Raw genomic sequence first — 20,325 nt, forward strand, 5'->3', positions numbered from 1 at the left:
TACCCCCAATGGTTCAATTAGATTGTTCAGAAGTATATTCAAGACCTGAGAGAAACTTTCCTGCTATTATACCACGTATTTTTGAGAAATTCTCAGAAAAGTTTTGTTCACCTTCGACATCGATCCACTCGATTTCCTTCATGTGGCGAAACCATGACAACTGTCTTTTGGCGAATCGGCGAGTATCGCGTTTAAGCAGTATCACAGCTTCTTCCAGCGTCAGCTCTCCTGCCAGGTAAGCGGCAATTTCCTTGTAACCCAATCCCTGCATGGACACAAGGCTTCTGCTGTAACCGTTATCCAGCAGTCCTTTCACCTCAGCAACGAGACCATCCGCCAGCATGCTATCAATTCGGTCCTCAATACGTTTATATAGTATTTTCCGGTCCATTGTCAAACCTATGAGACATAAGTCATAGGGTGATTCCTTCTTTTGAGCAGCATGAGAAGCGGAAAGTGTAGTGTTTGTCTGGTGATGAATTTCCAGTGCACGGATAATTCTGCGACGGTCATTAGGATGAAGTTTGGCTGCGCTGACTGGATCAACCGCCTCGAGTCTGGCATGCAGTGCAAGCGCTCCATGTTCTTCCGCAAATTGATCCTGCTCTTTACGGAAAGCTTCATCAGCCACTGCTTCCGAGAACTGAAAGCCGTAACATAAAGACTCAATATACAGTCCAGTCCCCCCTACGATAAAGGGAAGCTTCCCTCTAGCGCTTATCTCCTCGATAAGTCTAGTGCCCTGCTCTTGAAATTCAGCGGCAGAATAAGCATCCTGCGGATCATGAATATCGATCAGGTGATGGGGAATCCCCTTCATTTCAGCGGGTGTAATCTTAGCTGTACCAATATCCATACCACGATAAACCTGCATCGAATCGCCGGAAATAATCTCAGCGTTATAAGCCGCTGCCAGCTCCAGACTTAACCGGGTTTTGCCTACGGCAGTTGGTCCTAACAGCACTAGAACCTTATGCCTTTCTTTAGTTGTCAATGTGTATCACCCCGTACGATGTTTTGGAGTTGCTTCGGAGCAGCTCAGTAAACCCTAGGCGTTCAAATTCGCCACTCAAAGCCTTTTCTTTTAAAAGAACAGTCTTACGGGCGACCCTAACCGCCTCTGCTACACTCTCTGTCGATAAGGCAGCACGGTTAGCGAATTGCCGCAGCGGGGAAATCGAGGCAGAACCCGTCAGAGGCACGCGAAACATAGGATCAAAGTAAACAATATCCACACTTCGATCTGGTTGAGACCGTAAATAGTCCAAATGTTCACTATGCACAACATTAACTCTGCGTAAAGCCTCATTGACCTTTTCTTGCCCAGAGGTGTAATGAGACATCCCTTCACTGAGCAGTGCGAACAGTGGTAAAGAGCTCTCCAAAGCGGTAACCTCCGAGGACTCACCACCATGCACAGCAAACAGTAAGGAATCGGCTCCTAATCCAGCTGTACAATCCAATACGCTATCTCCGGGAAGCATTCGAGCCGCAACAAGCATCGGCTCGATCTCACCCTTTAGAATTCGTTTAGCGCGAACGAAGCCCATGCTCGGATGAAACTCCATAGGCTCCATTCCTAAGCGGTGTAGTCGAACAGCGTCCTGAGATAGAATCAGAATATCCTCATCTCCGTAATGTTCAACCATCCTTGTAATGGAGAGCTTCTCACGTGGAGCATAACTACAACCCGTTCTCTCCGCAAGGCTTTGCGCGCGTTCTACTATTTCCATTATCGGGCTATACCCCGTAGTTATAATCATGGTGCCTCCAGTCTTGCTCTTAACAAATTTCAAAAAATGTATAATTACATAACCCGCTTGAACAATTTCTCTAAATCATAGGATGAAAAAGAGATCACAATCGGCCGTCCATGTGGGCAAGTATACGGTTGTTTGCACTCTGCCAGTCGGGACAACAGAGCCTCCACTTCCTGTTCTGTTAGTTTATGGTTGGCCTTAATCGAGGCTTTACATGAACACAGAATCGATGACTTTTCTCGTAGCTTCGCAAGATCAATCATACGCTCGCTTAAGACCCACTCCGCCATTTCTTCAACGACCGCCTTCTCCTCCCCTTCAGGAAACCAATAGGGCAAGGAACGAACAAGAAAGGTCTGTCCGCCAAAGTGTTCAAGGTATACCCCGGCCTGCTGAAACCAATGTAGACGTTCACTAAGCTGACGACTTTCAGAAGGTGTGAACTCCAGTGTAATCGGCAGTAGCAGCTCCTGTGAGGCATCCTCCGGCCGACCAAATTTCTCATAGAAGTATTCGTAATTAATACGTTCATGTGCCGCATGCTGATCGATTAAATAGAGTCCTCCATCATTCTGGGCAATAATATAGGTCCCATGATGCTGGCCTATATAATTAAGCTCAGGAAAGGCCGGAAGTCCAGGCTCTTCTTGTTGTGGTGGAGCCCATAGCTTCTCAACCGAAGGGAGCTGCTTCTGCGCCATTGACGCTTCTTGCGGGCGATAGCTATTGGAATAACTAGTATTCGCACTAGTTTGGCGCCCCTGCGAAGATGAAGACGGATAGCCTGACCCGTAAGCTGGAGCTACCTCGCGAGCCACCTGATGATCCGCCTGACCTTCCTTACTAAAATCACGGGAATTACGGTCAAGGTTCGATGACTGTAGTCCACTTAAGAAGCTGGCAGATCCCGTGGGGGCTGTATCCTTCTCATCCCCATTCGAAGATGACAATGGAACAGCTCCTTTGGAAAAAGCAAATTGCTCCTGGATAAAGGAGCTGCTGCCCTTGGGTCCGATTGTTTCCTTGCTTGGACGTGGAATCAGACTTTGCCCCAGCAGTATTTTGCGGATCTCCTGCTCAACAAAGGTGTAAAGCTCATTCTCTTTACTGAATCTAACCTCGAGTTTTGCTGGATGTACATTGACATCTACCAAAGAGGGGTGCATATCCAGTTCAAGAACTAATAACGGATAACGGTTAATCGGAAGCAAGGTGTGATAAGCACGCATGATTGCTGCGTTCAGTCCATTACTGCGAATATAACGGCCACCGACAATAGTAGTGATTGCATTTCGATTGGAACGAGTCCATTCTGGACGACTTATATATCCGGAAATCCGGTAATCCAAGTCTTCTGCCGTAATCGGCAGCATTGCTTTGGCGGCATTGGTTCCGTAAACAGCTGCGATGACCTGCAGCAGATCACCATTTCCGAGCGTATGCAGCAGCTGATTGCCATTATGATGCAAGGTAAAAGAGATCCCCGGATGAGCCAGCGCCATGCGGTACATGGCATCTGAGATATGGCCCAGCTCCGTCTGAATACTCTTCATATATTTCAGCCTTGCCGGCGTATTAAAAAACAATTCACGAACGGCAAGATCACTTCCCCGGCCGGAAGGAGCGTCCTCATTTCGTATGAGATTGCCACCCTCAATGTCTACTAGGCGCCCTTTGCCGTCATCGGCAGTTGCAGTTAGAAGCGATACCTTGGATACCGCGGCAATACTGGGAAGTGCCTCTCCGCGGAAGCCTAAGCTTGTGATTTGAAATAGATCGCGGCCATTCAGAATTTTACTTGTAGCATGCCGGTAAAAGGCGGTCTCGCAATCTTCAGGATCAATCCCGGAGCCATTATCTTTAACGCGGATGCTCTGCAAGCCCCCCTCTTCTACCGATACCTCAATTCTTGTACTGCCAGCGTCAATCGCATTCTCGACTAGCTCCTTTACAACAGAAGCTGGCCGCTCTACTACTTCACCCGCAGCAATCTGGTTGGCAATATGCTCGTCCAATATATGAATTTTGGCCATTTCATTCACCTCTTATTTAGGCAATCATTATTATAAAATCTTTATTGCAGATCCTTAACCTTCATCTTCAGCTCGTTCAAAAGACTCATCGCCTGTAGCGGCGTCATATTCATAAGATCAGCGTCACGCACAGAAGAAATGAACTCTTTTAGCGCGGGATTCTCATGGATCTCAGTTACCGCAACTTGAGGTGCACTACCTTTGCGATTCTTGCATGGTTCTTCCTCACCAAAGATAGACAACTGAACAACCTCATTTTCTACGGGCGCCTCAGTGATGACACTTACGGCTTGCGCCATCGAGGATGTGCTAGCAACTTCTCTTACAGCCGCCTGTCTTTCGAGGCTTCCCCCGTAATGAAGTTCAGAACCACCAGGATGGGCTGCCTGCTCAATGTTCTGTAAGAGACCATAAGCTCGGTCAATAATCCCTTCAGGAAGACCTGCAAGACGTGCACAATAGATCCCATAGCTGCTGTCAGCCGCTCCAGGAACTAGCTTGCGCAGGAAGTTTACTTTATCACCGCTCTCTTGAACAGCCATAGAGTAATTCCGCAGTCCTTTAAGACTCCCTTCCAAATGAGCCAATTCATGAAAATGCGTCGAAACTAGAGCTTTGCAAGAAATAACATCATGTACATATTCAATAACCGCCTGAGCGATGGCCATACCTTCACTGGTCGAGGTACCTCTTCCCAGCTCATCAATAATAATCAAGCTGCGAGCTGTTGCTTTTTCGGTCATAACTTGGATATCAGCCATTTCCACCATAAATGTACTTTGACCACCGATTAAATCATCGGCTGCTCCAATACGAGTAAAAATCCGGTCTATAAGCGGAACTTCAGCACTGTTTGCTGGTACAAAACATCCAATCTGAGCCATGATACAGATCAGCGCCACCTGACGCATGTAAGTACTTTTCCCCGCCATATTAGGACCTGTAATTAGAAGAATGTTACCTTCTTCCTTACTCAGCGTGCTTCCATTTGCAATAAAAGCGGAATCTTTAAGCACCGCCTCCACAACGGGATGACGGCCCCCTTCAAGCCGAAGATCATAACCATCCGAAAGGACTGGCTTCACAAAACGATGTTCGGCACTAACTGCCGCCAAGCATTGATACACATCAATCTCGGCAACCTTTTCTGCAAGATTTTGCAGGCGGGGAATTTGCCCACTGATGCGATCACGCAGCTCGGTAAAGAGGCTGTATTCCAAATCTGTCATTTTATCCTGAGCTTCAAGGATGAGTGCTTCCTTCTCTTTAAGCTCAGGTGTGACAAAACGCTCTGCGTTGGCAAGCGTCTGCTTACGTTCATATCGTCCTTCCGGCAGTGCAGCCAGATTGGATTTGGTGATCTCTATGAAATAACCGAAGATTTTGTTATAGCCGATCTTCAGTGACTTAATGCCAGTGGCCTGTCTTTCCTTGGCTTCCAGTTCAGCGATCCAACGTTTACCGTTACTGCTAGCTTCCCTAAGCTCGTCCAAACGTTCATGATAACCGGAACGGATAATGCCACCGTCGCGCACAGACACCGGGGCATCCTCGACGATTGCGCGGTCAATATCCTCTCGCAGCTCAGCGCATTCATCCATACTTGCACCGATCTCTCGTAAAGTAGCTGAACCGGAGGTCATACATAATTCCTTCAATGCAGGAATTTGCGCCAGCGATAATTTCAGAGCATTCATATCACGTCCATTGGCGCTGCCAAAAGCAATACGACCCACCAAACGCTCCAAATCATAAATTTCTTTAAGCGCTAAACGCAGGTCCTCGCGAACGATAAACTGATTGTACAAATAATCGACAGCCTCTAGGCGCCGTTCGATCGGAGCTCGCTGCAATAGCGGCTTATCAATTCTGCGACGCAACAGACGGGCGCCCATCGACGTTTCCGTTCGATCCAGCAGCCAAAGCAGGGATCCTTTTTTGGAGCGTTCACGAACCGTCTCGGTTAGTTCAAGATTCCGGCGTGTAAATGGATCTAGAATCATATAATTGCCTGGTTCATAAGGAGAAATCTGACTAAGCTGCCCTAACGAACGCCGCTGGGTCTCATTCAGATAAGAGATCAGAAGCGCCAGACATTGTCCACGTTCCTTCTCTAGACGTACCCATGCCGCTTCACCGAACTGACGACGTGCCAGCTCCTCCTCGCGTTTCTCCCAAGGGGTGTAAACTACAGGTTTGGCTAACAACGGCGTTTCGCTTCGCAGGATCTCCAAAAGTGCAGCGTCTCCGATGATCTCAGCCGGTTCATAAATGCCAATCTCATCACGCAGCCATTCGGCTCCAGATAATACCGAAGTAACATACAGCTCACCAGTTGTTAAATCGCAGGCAGCTAATGCCATCATTCCGTCACTTTCGGTGACGCAAACGAGGTAGTTATTGCTCTTGTCAGCAATGATTTTTCCATCCATCACGGTTCCTGGTGTCACGACGCGTACAATATCCCGCTTCACCATGCCTTTAGTGACTGAAGCATCCTCTAACTGCTCACAAATGGCGACTTTATATCCTTTTTCTATCAGGCGTTGAATATATCCCTCGGCGGCGTGGTAAGGCACTCCACACATAGGGATTTTCTCCTCGCCCCCGCCTTCGCGGCCTGTCAACGTAATCTCAAGCTCCTTGGAAGCCAAAATGGCATCTTCAAAGAACATTTCATAGAAATCGCCCAGTCTAAAAAATAGGAAGGCATCCTTAGCCCCTTCCTTTACCTTTAAATATTGCTCTATCATCGGCGTATATTGTGCCATGGTCAACCTCCATGCCTATTTAATGCTGTCCCCCATTATAACAGAAAATTGGTGGACAAAGTTACCCTGAAACCTCACATTAGTACAACGAAAGACTAGAATACTTATCAGACAAACACTTACAGGAGGTATATTCTTCTGCTTTTAAATATTGTAAAATCTTAACACAGAGCGTCAGCCCATATAAAAATCAAAGGAGAATACAATATGATACGAAAGCTAACGAAGGATGATCAAAAGCTGCTGATGGCATTGCTGCGGAAAGAGCCGGCGCTTAATTTATTTATCATTGGCGATGTGGAGAATTTTGGGTTTGAGCAGGATTTCATGGATTTATGGGGAGAGTTTGATCCAGCCGACGGGCGGATAAAAGCCGTTCTGCTGCGCTTCTATAGAAGTTACCTTCCTTATGCAGATGGCCCTTTTGATGTCGAGGGGTTCGCTGAGATTATCCGAAAGGATAATGATATACATATGATCTCCGGAGCTTCAGAGGTGGTGAAGGCTTTTGATGGGGAAATTAATTTCAAACAAGTAAAACAGCTGTATTTTGCTGAATTAAAAGAAATGAACAAAAAAATAAGTGAGTCCTTCTCTTCAGCTGAGCCTGTCAAAAAAGCTACGGTTCAGGATGTGGAAGCGATTTGCGCACTCACGGATACCATTGAAGAATTTGAAAGCAGCCGGAATGGTTCTAGAACCAGCCTGCGTAAAACGCTGGAAAGCAACACCGGCCGCACGTATTATATGGAACGGGAAGATAAGGTCATTGTCACCGCTTCAACTTCAGCGGAAAATTCCATGTCAGCGATGATTGTAGGGGTTGCCACACATCAAGCATTCAGAGAGCAAGGCCTTGCTTCGCGCGTAATGGCACAGCTTTGTGCAGACCTGCTCCATGAAGGAAAGTCATTGTGCCTCTTTTATGACAACCCGCATGCCGGAGTTATTTATAAACGACTTGGTTTTCAAGATATCGGTTCATGGACCCTCGTTAACATGTAGACCAAATGTAAAATCACACTTTTACTTTGCTGCACCATAACTCACGTATATCCCGTGATTCATCCCACGTCCGTTCAGCGGCAATATATTCGAATAAAGGCTCGATATAAGGGGCGGCAATCTCGTAGCCGCCTAGGGAACGCAGCTGCGCCAACAATGGGGGGATTGCGGCGCGCAGCGGAGGTTTATCGCCGCTGTAGTAGGCGATATGCAGGTCTTCCCGGTCGAGCGGGCGTTGCGTCAGGTCCTCATAATGGCTCACGATTAGGTGAGCCAAATAGACCGCGCCTTTAGCGATGACCGGGGACACCAGGAAGCTCGGCAAGGTCCGGTACTCGAAGCCGCCATGCGGCTGAGTCCGGAAATCGCCGAGCACGCCGTATCGGGGACGACGCGCCCCTGCGCGGACGTCTTCGAGCAGAAGCATGGGCAGCGCGAGATAGTTATCGAGCGCGCGCAGCAGCGGCGCCGTCAGCGTCACGCCGCTGAAGTGCAGATGGCCGCCGAGGGCCCAGCCCGTCAGCGGCATGCCTCCCGCCCGCCAGCGCAGCGAGCGGTCGGCGATGAGCCGGTCCGCCAGCGCCGCGGCGGACATTAGCTGCGCCAGCAGTGCGCGCGGTTCCCCGCGCGGCTGAGGGCGCAGCTCGGCGACCGGGAACGCGCCGCGCGTTCCCGGAGGTCCGGCGTCGCAGCCAGCGACGCCGTCCGTGGGCAGGTACCGCGACGCAGGTACGACGCGGCCGGTGGATTCCCGGAGGATGATAAACTCCGGGTCCATGCCCATCAGCAAGCCGCTGCGGCCCGGCTGCTCCAGAGCCAGCTTTCGTTCCAGCGCTAACGCTGCGGACCGATAAGGCTCGGGCAATCGTTGCCCGGAGGTCTTTACTAGTGGAGTGACTCCCTCCACCACATACCTCCGGTTCCCCATTGCCCTCAGCAGGACCTCACCGCTATCCAGCCCCAAGCTGTACAGCGTGCGGACAGCAATCCGCTGGAGCAATTTCATCACCCCGCGAAGCTCTCCCCGCGCTCGGCCTCCCGTGGTATTGCTCTCGGCATTAGCAAAGCTCACAGCTTCGCTGTAATTATCGGTGGCCGCACGCATTCCAAGACCTGCTCCAAGCAAAGAGGTGTGGAGGACAGTCAAATGATAAACCAATATCTTATAACACTGCCTGTGGCCCTTCTCAGTAGCATGTGAAGCATATGTATCGACAAAACGTTTTCCATCTGGCGTCAGCGTCGCTTCAACCCCGCTTCTAAGCAATCTAGACTCTCTCTCTGCCACAGACAATTCTGAATACACCTTATGACCTTCATTCATACGCTTTAGCGCCTCCATCCGAGCGTGAACCTTTTTTCATCCTAAAAATAAATAAAAAAAAGGAGGGCATTCGCCCTCTACGCCGCCGCACTCCCTACATATAATGGACCATAACCCATTGATACTCAGTTAACGGCGGCGTATCCTTCCTTACAGCTCATCATCCAGATTGTCAGGGTCCAGATCATCGTAATCGAAGCTATCACCTTCAAAATCATAATCCTTGTCTTCTGGATCATCACTTTGCTCAGTGACATACACACGGACTTTGGTCTCAGCCACCAACTCCACTTCGAATTCGCGCTCTACGCGAAGTGTCACACTGCCTCCGCCTGGCGATACGCCCGCTTCTACACAGTTGGGTTCCTGCGTTGCCTCCGCAGAGACCTCAACTGTTGAAGTGCGGTGTCTCGTGTCCAGGTAGGAAAGCGGAATGAGCTCCACATAAGAGACTGTTTCCTTTGCTACCTCGGTCTGCTTGTTCTTGTCGTACGAGTACCAGATGTTTACATCATAAGTACCAATTACTTCGATTCCGTTCCCGGCGGCAACCGCTTCGTATTGGTGGTTGATAATCCAAGCCCCCAAAATACTAGTCGGATGATGTGGCGGAGTCACGGTATGGGTTGCTGTAGAGAACTTACGACCTTTGCCGCAAATTGCTTTCGTAATGATCTCCCTTGTTTGACGTTTATGGCTTAATGACATCTTTGAACCTCCTCCATACAATCATTCACTATCAAGTGTATGCAGGTTCTAGGCATTTGTTGATTGTTAGACTATAAATAAATTTGAGTAAGCCCTCAAGAAGGCTTTTTCAGGAGACTCATAGTTCATTTTATTTCAAAATTTGTACATATATGAGTAGATTCCAAAAATGGTCCAACCTGTTCCAGAGCCATTCCTAACCCCTCTAAAAACCTTAAAACACCAGCTATTGCGGGATTACCCGCACAATTCCAAGCGATCTATGTTTGCTTAAGTCAATAAAATCCTCATCAATATTCACCAGAGGCCGCAAAGGGTCTGTAGCAAGAATCATAACAATTTTTCCTTTTCGCCCATCTGTCAATTCCACTTCGTTCCCTAGCATTGACTGCATTAACTTATTAATAAACACTCTGCAAATATAAGGGTCGAGCTTACCGAACACACTCTCCTCCATTTGCAGTAATACTTCGTATAAAGGAGCCGCTTTGCGATAAAAACGGTCGGAGGTCATCGCGTGAAACACATCAGCCACAGCAACGATCTTACTGAAATCAGTAATCCGGTTCCCAAGCACACCAAATGGATAACCACTGCCGTCCATTCTTTCATGATGCTGTAAGGCTACTAGCGCTTGGGTATGGTTTGTGCCTACCGTATCCCTGATCATCTCATACCCAAAGGTCGTATGCTTTTTCATCAGCTGAAATTCTTCGTCGGATAATGGACCGGGCTTGGTTAATATGTCATCCGGGATTCTCATTTTGCCGATATCGTGAAGAGTCGCTGCAATGGTCAACATGCTCAAATCCTCAGACTTTAGCTTCAACCATTTGCCTAGCAAGGTAGATATTATGCCCACAGCTACATTATGTCTGTATGTATAATCATCTTTGGTCTGCAAAGCAGCCAATACTCCGTAGAAGTCATTTTTTTCGCTTACCTGCTGGATAAACGGAATCACTTCATTTCTAACTTCCAGCATAGGAATTCTTTTATTTTTGTTATGACGAATCTGTTCAAAAATATTCTCAATCGCAGCTGTACAATCATCAATTGCAAGCTGGAAAAATTCCGCGCTATCCAGCTGGACGACGTCATGAGATTCCAGAGTGATCTTATGTTGACGAATTAATCTAATATGTTCAGCACTCAATAAAGTCAATGCGGGTAAAACAAATACTCCTTTGTCATTAAAGAGGTTAGCTACAAGTTGTTTTCCGATAAATGATTCCATATCTTTGTCCATACGCCTCACCTGCCAATGCGGAAAATTCGTATATGAATTTCCTGCTTGAATTTGAACTCACCCTATAATTGTTAATCCCTTTCGGAGATCAACTTTTAGTTCATACATATTTTATCGTGATTTCAGGGGCGAATGTTAATACTTCACTTTATTAAAGCCTAATTTTAAGCTTTTTTACGGGTGAGCAAACGTTTCTCAGGCTTATAGCTAACCGGTATTTTATGGCGTTTTGCAATTTTCAAATAAAGTGCCAATTCTCTGCAGAGCTGCAAAATCGCTGATCGCACTTCGAATTCCTCACGTGTCTCTGGCAAATCCATGCTTTCAAACTCTTGTTCAAGCTCTTCCAGCAAATGTTCAGTGCGGCCTGTATATTCTTCAGCCAAAACATCTCCGCTAAGCTGGTCGAACAATTCAGCTACCATCTCTCCATGCGGTAAATGGCGATATACTTGAGAAATCAGCTGCATCATGCTTTGTATCGATTCCAGCTGCTCCTTACGCATATAGAAATAGACATTCCAAGCTTCATCAGGATGAATCACATGATTCTCCATCTCGCGAGTAGCTGCTGTCAGTCCCCGTTGCACTGCATTATCCGCATCAATTAATTCTTTGCCATCCCACATATACGCAGGTTCACGCAAAGTGCGGGCCATCTGAGTAAAAATAACTGAGAAGTATCGATCCACTTCCTTGCGGATTCCATAAATAACTCCCCCAGTCTGTGGCATGTAAATTAAGTTGACCACCCCCGCTGAACCGAGACCTATGGCCAGTAGCTCTACTTGCTGCAATAACACATGTAGCGATAACTCAGCTTGTCCAAACACACGAAACACAATAACAGAGCTAGTGACAATCCCTTCCTTGTAGCCGGACTTCACAATCATCGGAAAGCCAACAAGAACGTACAGTCCAAGTACCCAGTAATGAAACCCTAATATCCAAAATAAAATGCACCCAAAAAAGAGTCCCACGAGCGAGGCCAAAAAACGCGCCGTTATCGTCCGGAAACTCCTTTTCAAGGTAACCTCCACACCCAGAATGGCTAAAAGCCCTGCACTTTGTGCATTGGGTATGCCTACTGCAGACGCGAGAAGAACGGACATTAACGTCGCAGCAGCTGTTTTAATCACACGAAATCCCATAACCCTATCTCTCCTTAAAAGCACTAACCGTTAATAGGTAAAGATATAGTCATGTTACAAGATTTTGTGAACGGACACAACGTTACATTAGACTTACCGCCGGTACAACAAGCGCTTCTCCAGATACACTACCAGTTGATACATTGCCGTTGCTACGGCTGCAATAATCAGCAGACTGGACATCACAAGCGTGAAATTAAACACCTGGAATCCATATATGATCAGGTACCCAAGACCGGATTTTGCTACTAGAAACTCTCCTACGATAACCCCGACCCATGACATTCCCACATTCACCTTTAGGGTAGAGACCACCGTTGGAAAAGATGCCGGAAGAATCACTTTAAAAAACACCTGAACTTTAGTAGCTCCAAAAGAGCGAACCACCTTCACCAGATTAGGATCCACACTGCAAAAACTATTGTAAACAACAAGTGTAGTAATAATCACTGTAATCGATAAGGTTGTCACAACGATTGCGGTGAAACCCGCCCCGAACATTACGATGAAAATCGGCCCCAAGGCCACCTTCGGCATACTGTTAAAGACAACCATAAACGGATCAAGCACCGCTGATAAAAACGGAGACCACCAAATAATCACTGCCAGCAGCGTTCCTAACAAGGTTCCCAGAACAAAGCCTACCGCAGTCTCTCCTACCGTCATCCCTAAATGAGGCCACAAGCTTCCACTGATCATATCCTGCCAAATCTGCTTGAAGATTTTTGTCGGGTAGCTGAACAATAACTCATCAATCCAGCCCATTCTTGCTCCCGCTTCCCACAACACAAAGAACAGCAGCAATAGACTGCTTCTTACAGCAATAACCTGATTACGCCGGCGCTGTTTAGTTTTTTTGAAATCCACATGCATTTGCTGCAGCCACAGTTCACGGGAAGCTAAGACTCCCGCTTGCTCTGTTCGTTTCATTAGCTTTCCCTCCCTGCTATCTCCATCTCTGTCCATACTTCATGAAAAAGCTCTGCAAACCCTGGCTGATCACGCGCATACAGCGGTGGGGCCGAGCGGATTAGCTCCGGAACAGGAAAAACTTTACGAATCTTCCCTGGATTTCGCTGCAATAAAATAACCCTACTGCTGACCGCAATCGCTTCTGACAGATCATGCGTGACCAAAATAGCCGTGGTTCCCCGGCTGCGTAAGGTCTCTGAGACTAAATCTTCCAGCTGAAGTTTGATCTGATAATCAAGTGCCGAGAACGGCTCGTCTAGCAGCAGCAGTCCTGGATTGGTAGCTAATGTTCGTACAAGAGCCACCCGTTGCCGCATCCCTCCGGATAACTGAGAAGGATAGGCCTGTTCTTTCCCTTCTAATCCCATCTCGCGCAGCAGCTCCAAAGTCCGTTTATGACTTTCCTCGTTTAAGCTTCCGGTCAGCTCCAGTCCAAGCACGGCATTGTCAAGAATACTCCGCCAAGGAAAAAGATAATCCTGCTGCAGCATATATCCAACCTCAGGTGAAGGGCCTAGAATGGGTTGGCCATTTACGAATACTTCACCCTCAGAGGGCTGCAGCAGTCCAGCAATAATCGATAGGAGAGTCGTCTTGCCACAGCCACTTGGGCCTACTAAGCTGACGAACTCTCCTTGCTCGACATTAAGATTTAGATCCTCAACGGCCAGTGAAGCTTCCCGATCGCCGAGATAGGCATGCGTTACTCCCTTTAATTGCACTACTGGAAGCAAGGTCATCCCCTCCTTATAGTTAACAAAATCCATTTAGGATCTTATCTCTCTTATTTAGAGCTACTGCTCTTTATGGTCTTTTCAGCTTTTTCAGCAAAAGTATTGTTCACGATTTTTTCTGCTGGAACACGTTCTTTAAGTTCACCTGCGTTATCCATAACATCCAGCAGATTATTCCATTCTTCGTTATCAACAACCGGATTAATGGCGTAGGTGTCCTGCTCCTTGTAACGTTTTACAGCAGAAATCACAATGTCACGATCCGTTTTATCAAAATAAGTTATTATGGCATCCGTAATTTCTTCAGGACTATGTTCCTTCACCCAAAGCTGAGCACGCTGGATGGCATTAGTGAACTTTTGCACGGTGTCTCCATTTTTGCTAATGTAGCTGTTTTTTGACATGAATACCGTATAAGGTAAATAACCGCTCTCCACCCCAAACGATGCCACTACAGCTCCCCGGTCTTCTCGTTCGAAGATAGAGGCCTGCGGCTCAAACAGCTGCACATAATCCCCAGTACCTGAAGCAAATGCACCGGCAATATTAGCAAAATCGATATTTTGGATCAAGGTAATATCTTTCGCAGGATCAATTCCCTTTTTAGATAAAGTAAACGCGCCTGCCATTTGTGGCATTCCGCCTTTTCTTTGACCAAGGAAGGTAGAGCCCTTCACTTTATCCCAATTAAAATCTCCATCAGCCTTCCGGGCGAACAGGAATGTTCCATCCCTTTGAGTCAGCTGTGCAAAATTAATGACCGGATCATCCGAACCCTGCTGATACACGTAAATGGAGGTTTCTGAACCAACCAACGCCACATCAATAGCTCCTGAGAGCAATGCGGTCATCGTTTTATCGCCACCGGGAATCGTCTGCAGCTCTACATCCAGCCCTTCATCTTTGAAGAAACCTTGAGTCAAGGCAACATACTCGGGTGCATAAAAGACAGAGCGGGTAACCTCCCCAATCTTCACCTTTACCGTCTCTGACTTTCCGCCGCAACCGGCAAGTACTGAAAAGCATAAAGTAATGATCATGAGCGACAATGACAGCTTTTTCCGAATCTTCATTCTTCATTCTCCTTTCTTACCGGGTCCTTCGCCCTTGCTTAAAGCATATGCACATGCCTACTGAAAGGTTAAAATCCCGAATATCGCGGGGAATTAAAAGAATATCCATGATAATATCGGTTTTTATTGAATTTATGGATAAATATCACTGGATTTGCTGTTTTTATATCTGTGCAAACGTTTTACCTGAGGATTTGATTACAGTACTATAAATATTAAAGCGCTTATCATTTCCTTTATAGGAAAATTGCAGCAGAAGGGGTTATTTTATATGAATAAACGAGCAACACCTATCGCCAAAAAACACACAATAAACGGACTATTGAGTCTTAGCTTAACTGTCTTTCTGCTATCCGGTTGTTCAGGAAATAATAACAATATCCCTTCCTCTGCCTCCCCTTCTCCATCGCCAAAAGCAAATACAGCTCAGAATACTACTACTACACCTCCCGCTGCAAAAACGATAACCACTGACGAACAGCCCTCAACGGTTTATTATGAGATTTTTGTTCGTTCATTCTATGACTCTGACGGGGATGGTATCGGTGATCTCAAAGGGATTACCAAGAAATTAGATTATTTAAATGACGGAAATCCTGACACCACAGACGATCTGGGGATCGGTGGGATTTGGCTTATGCCTATCAACCCTTCACCAAGCTATCATGGTTACGATGTGACAGATTATCGTGCAATCAATCCAGATTATGGGACGATGGAGGATTTACAAGAGCTCGTTACGGAGGCGCATAAACGTGGGATTAAAGTAATTATGGATTTGGTCGTGAATCATACCTCTAAAGAACATCCTTGGTTCGTAGATTCCGCTAAAAATAAGGACAGCAAATATCGCGACTGGTACATATGGGCTGAAGATCAAGGACGCCCTGCCAATGGAGCTAGTGCCGCTGGTAGTGGCAGTGCATGGCACTCTTTACTGGGTAGTCATTATCTAGGTGGCTTTTGGGAAGGCATGCCTGATTTAAACTTCGATCATACGGAAGTTCGTAATGAAATGAAGACTATCGGCAAGTTTTGGCTGGAACAAGGGGTTGATGGATTCCGTTTAGACGCTGCTAAACATATTTACGAAGACCTTCTAAGCGACAAAAGCCAAGCCACAACTAATAAAAATGTATCTTGGTGGCAGGATTTCCGCAAAGCGATGAATGAAGTAAATCCTCAAGCTTATATTGTCGGCGAAGTATGGGAGAATTCTGCAGTCACCGTAGGGGCTTATTTGAATCAAGCCTTCGACTCTAGCTTTAACTTTGGGTTAGCTGAGACCCTTATTAATTCCGTGAAAACTGAAAAAGACAGCGGGACTGCCTTTACGCTGGAACGTACGTATAATTTGTACTCCAAAATATCTGATAGCCATTTTACCGATGCAATTTTTTTGACAAATCATGATCAAAACAGAGTCATGAGTCAATTAGACGGCAATCTGGATCATGCAAAAATGGCAGCAGCCCTGCTGTTAACCTTGCCTGGAAATCCTTTTATTTATTATGGTGAAGAAATAGGAATGCTTGGTGTAAAACCAGATGAAGGAATTCGTGAGCCCATGAGATGGATGACAGCGGATCAGGGTGAGGGGCAGACTACTTGGGAGGTCGGCAGCAATAACGCTGATGATGTTAGCATTAATGTCGAAAGCCAAACTAACGACAGCAGCTCACTGCTTAAAAGATACCGCGAACTCATTGCGTTAAGAAACGAAGTCCCTGCGCTCCGTGATGGCGGAATTCGAGACTACACTTCTGGCAATGCAGGGGTAATGGCCTACGAACGTATAACAAAAGAGGATCAAGTCCTCGTTGTTCATAACCTAACTGGAGATGAACAAATCATTACGCTTCATCCAAATGTCGAGGGTATCTCTTACACCAAGATCCAAAAGACAACTGCTGACAAAGTGACCTTAAATTCAGATCAGCTTACTCTTCCTCCCTATTCAACGGTTATTGTGGACTAGGAAAAGAAGAGGAATGAAACACCCACTCTGCCACAGAACCACATAATTGTGCTTTCGATATAGGAAGAGCTACAATCCAGTCTTGGGAAGGATCGCTGCTCATTCGCAGCAACCAGCCACTTGAATGATCACTTATGAAGCTAGCATACTGAAACTTCCAGCCATTTTCACTAGAAATACAGAGTCGCAATTCTCCCTCTGCGTCGAAGCATTTCATCACTCGTGCAAGATGGTTGGAATGGACATCATCTCCTGTCTCAGCAGCTAAACACTCTGAGAGTCTGTGAACCGTAGAGGAATCAGAGCCTTTTTTCAGCTCCTCGAACCTTTTTTTTGACATTAGTAACGCCGGAATCCCGTGAGCAAAGGGCTCCATCGCTCTCTCACATTCGAACAACTCGAGACAAAAGCTCTCTGTTTCATCTCTGTTCTTCAGCACACACGGAGGAGAGTCCGGTGTATTATTGCAGTAGGCTAGTATTTTATCCTTATGTATTTGTAAACACAGATCTTTAGTTATCTCCTTCTCTCTATATTTGAATCTACCTATCCTTTCTGCTGTAGACGCAGTATTTAATAATTCATTTAATACTACTTGGTCGGTTACCCGATCTGGAAATAAAAATTCCGTTAAATCCGTTAAATCCGTTCGTTCTTTCTCATTCACATTATTGTATCCTTCCTGTATTACATATAAATGTATATTAAACTAGCAATCTTTATGTTATCATAAGCTAATTTTAAGGTAAAATTAAGAAACAAGGGGTATGATCATTAACATGAAATACTTGTAGCGAGGTGATTTCAAAATGAGAATGCTCATCACATTTCAGAACAAACTTGTACCTGTGTATTTCACAACAGAAAATAAACAGCCCACTCAAAAAGTACTTAGATTACTTAACAGTACGCTGGAGCTCAAAATTCAAAAGGGCAAAAGTGCCCTCCAGAAATGCCTCAATTCTCTGATTAGTATCGAAATTAAAGGCTCTGAAGCTATATTGCACAGTTACAGTGAAAATGATTCATTGGCGCTATCCCTCTATTAATGGAGGGGTAGTTTTTTTGTCACAACATTGCTGTCCTAAGCTTCTAATAAAGATCATCCTAAAAGCAGTTAAGAACTGCTGCTTGGACTCGTTGTCCTTTTGAAGCTAAACTTGATCAAAAATGACACTCCGTTTGATTTAGATACTATTTGCGCATACATAGGCATACATAGCTTAACTCTCAAAGTCAGGGACCTTGGTTCTGCTTTGTGCTACATGGTTCTGCTTGGTTCTACTTGGTTCTGCTTGATGCTACTTTGTACTGATTTGTGCTAATTCATAGCACATTAGGATTGCTGCTTGCCGGCCATCCCCATAGCCGACTGCTATCGGACTCAGCTGACCTTAATCGTAACTTTTTGGCTCATACGGAATCCTATCGGACCCCAGAGTCACTATTGGCGCGAAAAACACTAATTATCTACCTCAAAAAGCTAAATAGCTGCACTGGAGTCCGAAAATCTGCTCTAATGCCCATAAATTCGCAAATAGCGTCATCTGAGTCCGTTGGGCGCGGTGGATGTTTATTTCGGTGATACAGATGTATGTATATCGGGTTAACCTGACATCCCATAGAGTTGTCACTCAACACTACAATAGCCACTGGGACTCTGGACCATTTTGGGGCTTTCCCTAGCATCTTGATCTAAATCCGAGCCTTCATTTATATTAGATACATTCACGCATACATAGCTTCTACTATTAGAGTACACGAGATTGGTTCTGCTTGCTGTTTGGGTTCTTCTTGGGTTCTTCTTGGGTTCTTCTTGGGTTCTTCTTGGGGCTGCTATATAGCACATTAGGATTGCTGCTTGCCGGCCATCCCCATAGCCGACTGCTATCGGACTCAGCTGACCTTAATCGTAACTTTTTGGCTCATTCGGAATCCTATCGGATCCCAGAGTCGCTATTGGCGCGAAAAACACTAATTATCCACCTCAAAAAGCTGAATAGCTGCATTGGAGTCCGAAACGCTGCTCTAATGCTCATAAATTCGCATATAACGTCATCTGAGTCCGCAGTAATATAAATTCGAAATTTAGTTTGCTTTAGTTGCTATTGTCGCGTATATAGTTGCAATTATCGTGTACATAGTTGTTACTGTCGCGTGCATAGTTGCTACCATCGTGTACATAGTTGCTATTGTCGCGTGCATAGTTGCTACTATCGTGTACATAGTTATTACTGTCGGAGCTTTAGTCGCTGCTTTTGAACTTATAGCCACTGCTTTCGGACTCATAGTTGGATGCTATCGGACTCAGTTGACCTTAATCGCAGCTTTTTGACTCATTTAGAATCCTATCGGACCCCAGAGTCGCTATTGGCACTAAAAACACTAATTATCGACCTCGAAAAGCTGAATAGCTGCGCTGGAGTCCGGAACTCTGCTCTAATGACTAAAAATTCGCATATAGCGTCATCTGAGTCCGTTGCCCGCTAAGTATAACTTGGAAGGTCACTTAGCGAGTGATTTATTGTCTGACGTTAACTTGGTTTGTGACTCAGTGAGTTACTCAGTAGATGACTAGTTGTGTCAATCAGTGAGTTACTCTGCGGGTGATTAGTTGTGTTAGTCAGTGAGTGACTTAGCCGTTAATATTGGTGTGTGACTCAGTGAGCTACTCAGTAGGTGATTAGTTTTGTTAGTTAGTCAGTGAGTGACTTAGCCGTTAATATTGGTGTGTGACTCAGTGAGCTACTCAGTAGGTGATTAGTTTTGTTAGTTAGTCAGTGAGTGACTTAGCCGTTAATATTGGTGTGTGACTCACTGAGTTACTCGGTAGGTGATTATTAGTTGTGTTAGTCAGTGAGTGACTTAGCCGTTAGTATTGGTGTGTGACTCAGTGAGCTACTCGGCGGGTGACTCACTGAGTTACTCGGTAGGTGATTAGTTGTGTTAGTCAGTGAGGTAACTTAGCCGTTAGCTTGGCGTGTGACTGACTTAGTATGTGACTCGACAAATGACTTTGCATTGGTCAGCAGATTAGTTATAGCGGCTTACCTGAAGCTACTATGTCACCTGCCAAAGTAACGTTTGTTGTAGGTTAGCTTTCATTTGCTGACCCTTTATGCTGAAGCAATCTGCCCAGGACTAAAAAACGCAGAGCAGTGATCCCCCCTTAACGGGAGGATCACTGCTCTGCTATATTTACGGACTTTTTTAACCCAAGGACTCTGTCTCATTCAGCGAAAAATCTACTATTAGGAAGAGCTAAGCACTTATCAGCTGATCTTGTAATTCTTCTGCTCTGCTTTTTCAGCGTTCTGGATTCGAAGTCTAAATAGCTTCACTAAATTCTGACGCGTATGCTCTTCGTGACAGCTGTCCAATTTTTTAATGATAAACCGATCGATGGACATGTCAATCGCTCCTTTTAGATCATTCTGGAAGTTATAGAGACAGGAAATTATTTCCTGTTCTCTTGTATCACCTATTAACCTTGTTTTCATTTTTTCAAACTCCTTAAGCGCAAACAAATTTCAAGAACAAAAAAATAATTTACAAACAAAAGATTAC

16 protein-coding genes are annotated in these 20,325 nt (G+C 45.8%); 3 read left to right on the top strand and 13 right to left on the bottom strand.

The window, feature by feature from the left end:
* Positions 1 to 13 precede the first annotated feature (13 nt).
* Genes miaA through mutS form a run of 4 tightly spaced genes read right to left on the bottom strand, consistent with a single transcriptional unit; the run spans position 14 to position 6,564 of the window.
* On the bottom strand, positions 14 to 994 hold the full coding sequence (gene miaA / locus MKZ09_RS19815; protein ID WP_172628829.1) for a tRNA (adenosine(37)-N6)-dimethylallyltransferase MiaA: 981 nt from the start codon (positions 992 to 994) through the stop codon (positions 14 to 16).
* Positions 984 to 1,763, bottom strand: a complete 780-nt coding sequence (locus tag MKZ09_RS19820; RefSeq protein WP_076133786.1) for a class I SAM-dependent methyltransferase — start codon at positions 1,761 to 1,763, stop codon at positions 984 to 986. Before MKZ09_RS19820 ends, miaA begins: the two co-directional genes overlap by 11 nt.
* A 44-nt stretch (positions 1,764 to 1,807) precedes the next feature.
* Positions 1,808 to 3,793 carry a DNA mismatch repair endonuclease MutL gene (gene mutL, locus MKZ09_RS19825; protein WP_076200808.1) on the bottom strand — a complete coding sequence of 662 codons (1,986 nt, stop codon included), beginning with the start codon at positions 3,791 to 3,793 and terminating at the stop codon, positions 1,808 to 1,810.
* 41 nt (positions 3,794 to 3,834) lie between these two features.
* The gene (mutS, locus tag MKZ09_RS19830; protein WP_076133788.1) at positions 3,835 to 6,564 is read right to left on the bottom strand and encodes a DNA mismatch repair protein MutS; all 2,730 of its coding nucleotides are present in this window, start codon (positions 6,562 to 6,564) and stop codon (positions 3,835 to 3,837) included.
* 207 nt (positions 6,565 to 6,771) lie between these two features.
* Here mutS and MKZ09_RS19835 point away from each other — a divergent pair, with 207 nt between their 5' ends.
* Entirely contained in the window at positions 6,772 to 7,569 is a 798-nt protein-coding gene (locus MKZ09_RS19835; protein ID WP_076133789.1) for a GNAT family N-acetyltransferase, read from the top strand.
* A gap of 13 nt (positions 7,570 to 7,582) precedes the next feature.
* On the opposite strand, the gene MKZ09_RS19840 is transcribed toward MKZ09_RS19835, so the two are convergent.
* The 7 genes from MKZ09_RS19840 to MKZ09_RS19870 form a co-directional block, all read right to left on the bottom strand.
* Positions 7,583 to 8,893 carry a putative amidoligase domain-containing protein gene (locus MKZ09_RS19840; protein ID WP_179089493.1) on the bottom strand — a complete coding sequence of 437 codons (1,311 nt, stop codon included), beginning with the start codon at positions 8,891 to 8,893 and terminating at the stop codon, positions 7,583 to 7,585.
* 150 nt (positions 8,894 to 9,043) lie between these two features.
* Positions 9,044 to 9,601: an outer spore coat protein CotE gene (locus tag MKZ09_RS19845; RefSeq protein WP_036687755.1), complete on the bottom strand. Its 558-nt coding sequence runs from the start codon at positions 9,599 to 9,601 to the stop codon at positions 9,044 to 9,046.
* 226 nt (positions 9,602 to 9,827) lie between these two features.
* Entirely contained in the window at positions 9,828 to 10,850 is a 1,023-nt protein-coding gene (locus tag MKZ09_RS19850) for an HD-GYP domain-containing protein (RefSeq protein ID WP_051491532.1), read from the bottom strand.
* Positions 10,851 to 11,014: 164 nt separating this feature from the next.
* A complete protein-coding gene (locus MKZ09_RS19855; RefSeq protein WP_036687757.1) occupies positions 11,015 to 12,001 on the bottom strand; it encodes an aromatic acid exporter family protein in 987 nt (328 codons plus the stop codon).
* A 93-nt stretch (positions 12,002 to 12,094) separates the two neighbouring features.
* On the bottom strand, positions 12,095 to 12,931 hold the full coding sequence (locus MKZ09_RS19860) for an ABC transporter permease (protein WP_076133791.1): 837 nt from the start codon (positions 12,929 to 12,931) through the stop codon (positions 12,095 to 12,097).
* Complete coding sequence (locus tag MKZ09_RS19865) at positions 12,931 to 13,707, bottom strand: ABC transporter ATP-binding protein (protein WP_076142119.1); 777 nt, start codon at positions 13,705 to 13,707, stop codon at positions 12,931 to 12,933. Before MKZ09_RS19865 ends, MKZ09_RS19860 begins: the two co-directional genes overlap by 1 nt.
* Before the next feature lie 50 nt (positions 13,708 to 13,757).
* Positions 13,758 to 14,780 carry an ABC transporter substrate-binding protein gene (locus MKZ09_RS19870; RefSeq protein ID WP_076128360.1) on the bottom strand — a complete coding sequence of 341 codons (1,023 nt, stop codon included), beginning with the start codon at positions 14,778 to 14,780 and terminating at the stop codon, positions 13,758 to 13,760.
* A 271-nt stretch (positions 14,781 to 15,051) separates the two neighbouring features.
* On the opposite strand from MKZ09_RS19870, the gene MKZ09_RS19875 reads away from it, so the two are divergent.
* A complete protein-coding gene (locus MKZ09_RS19875; protein WP_076200803.1) occupies positions 15,052 to 16,758 on the top strand; it encodes an alpha-amylase family glycosyl hydrolase in 1,707 nt (568 codons plus the stop codon).
* Here the strand turns inward: MKZ09_RS19875 and MKZ09_RS19880 are convergent.
* A complete protein-coding gene (locus MKZ09_RS19880) occupies positions 16,745 to 17,425 on the bottom strand; it encodes a hypothetical protein (RefSeq protein WP_076133794.1) in 681 nt (226 codons plus the stop codon). The two genes, MKZ09_RS19875 and MKZ09_RS19880, sit on opposite strands and share 14 nt — an antisense overlap.
* A 142-nt stretch (positions 17,426 to 17,567) precedes the next feature.
* Between MKZ09_RS19880 and MKZ09_RS19885 the strand changes: the two genes are divergently transcribed.
* Positions 17,568 to 17,807 carry a hypothetical protein gene (locus tag MKZ09_RS19885; RefSeq protein WP_036687997.1) on the top strand — a complete coding sequence of 80 codons (240 nt, stop codon included), beginning with the start codon at positions 17,568 to 17,570 and terminating at the stop codon, positions 17,805 to 17,807.
* Positions 17,808 to 20,030: 2,223 nt separating this feature from the next.
* Here MKZ09_RS19885 and MKZ09_RS19890 read toward each other — a convergent pair.
* The gene (locus MKZ09_RS19890) at positions 20,031 to 20,258 is read right to left on the bottom strand and encodes a hypothetical protein (protein WP_076200800.1); all 228 of its coding nucleotides are present in this window, start codon (positions 20,256 to 20,258) and stop codon (positions 20,031 to 20,033) included.
* Positions 20,259 to 20,325: the final 67 nt, after the last annotated feature.

The sequence above is a fragment of the Paenibacillus sp. FSL R5-0908 genome, assembly GCF_038006245.1.
GTDB classification, from domain to species: Bacteria; Bacillota; Bacilli; order Paenibacillales; family Paenibacillaceae; genus Paenibacillus_AQ; species Paenibacillus_AQ odorifer.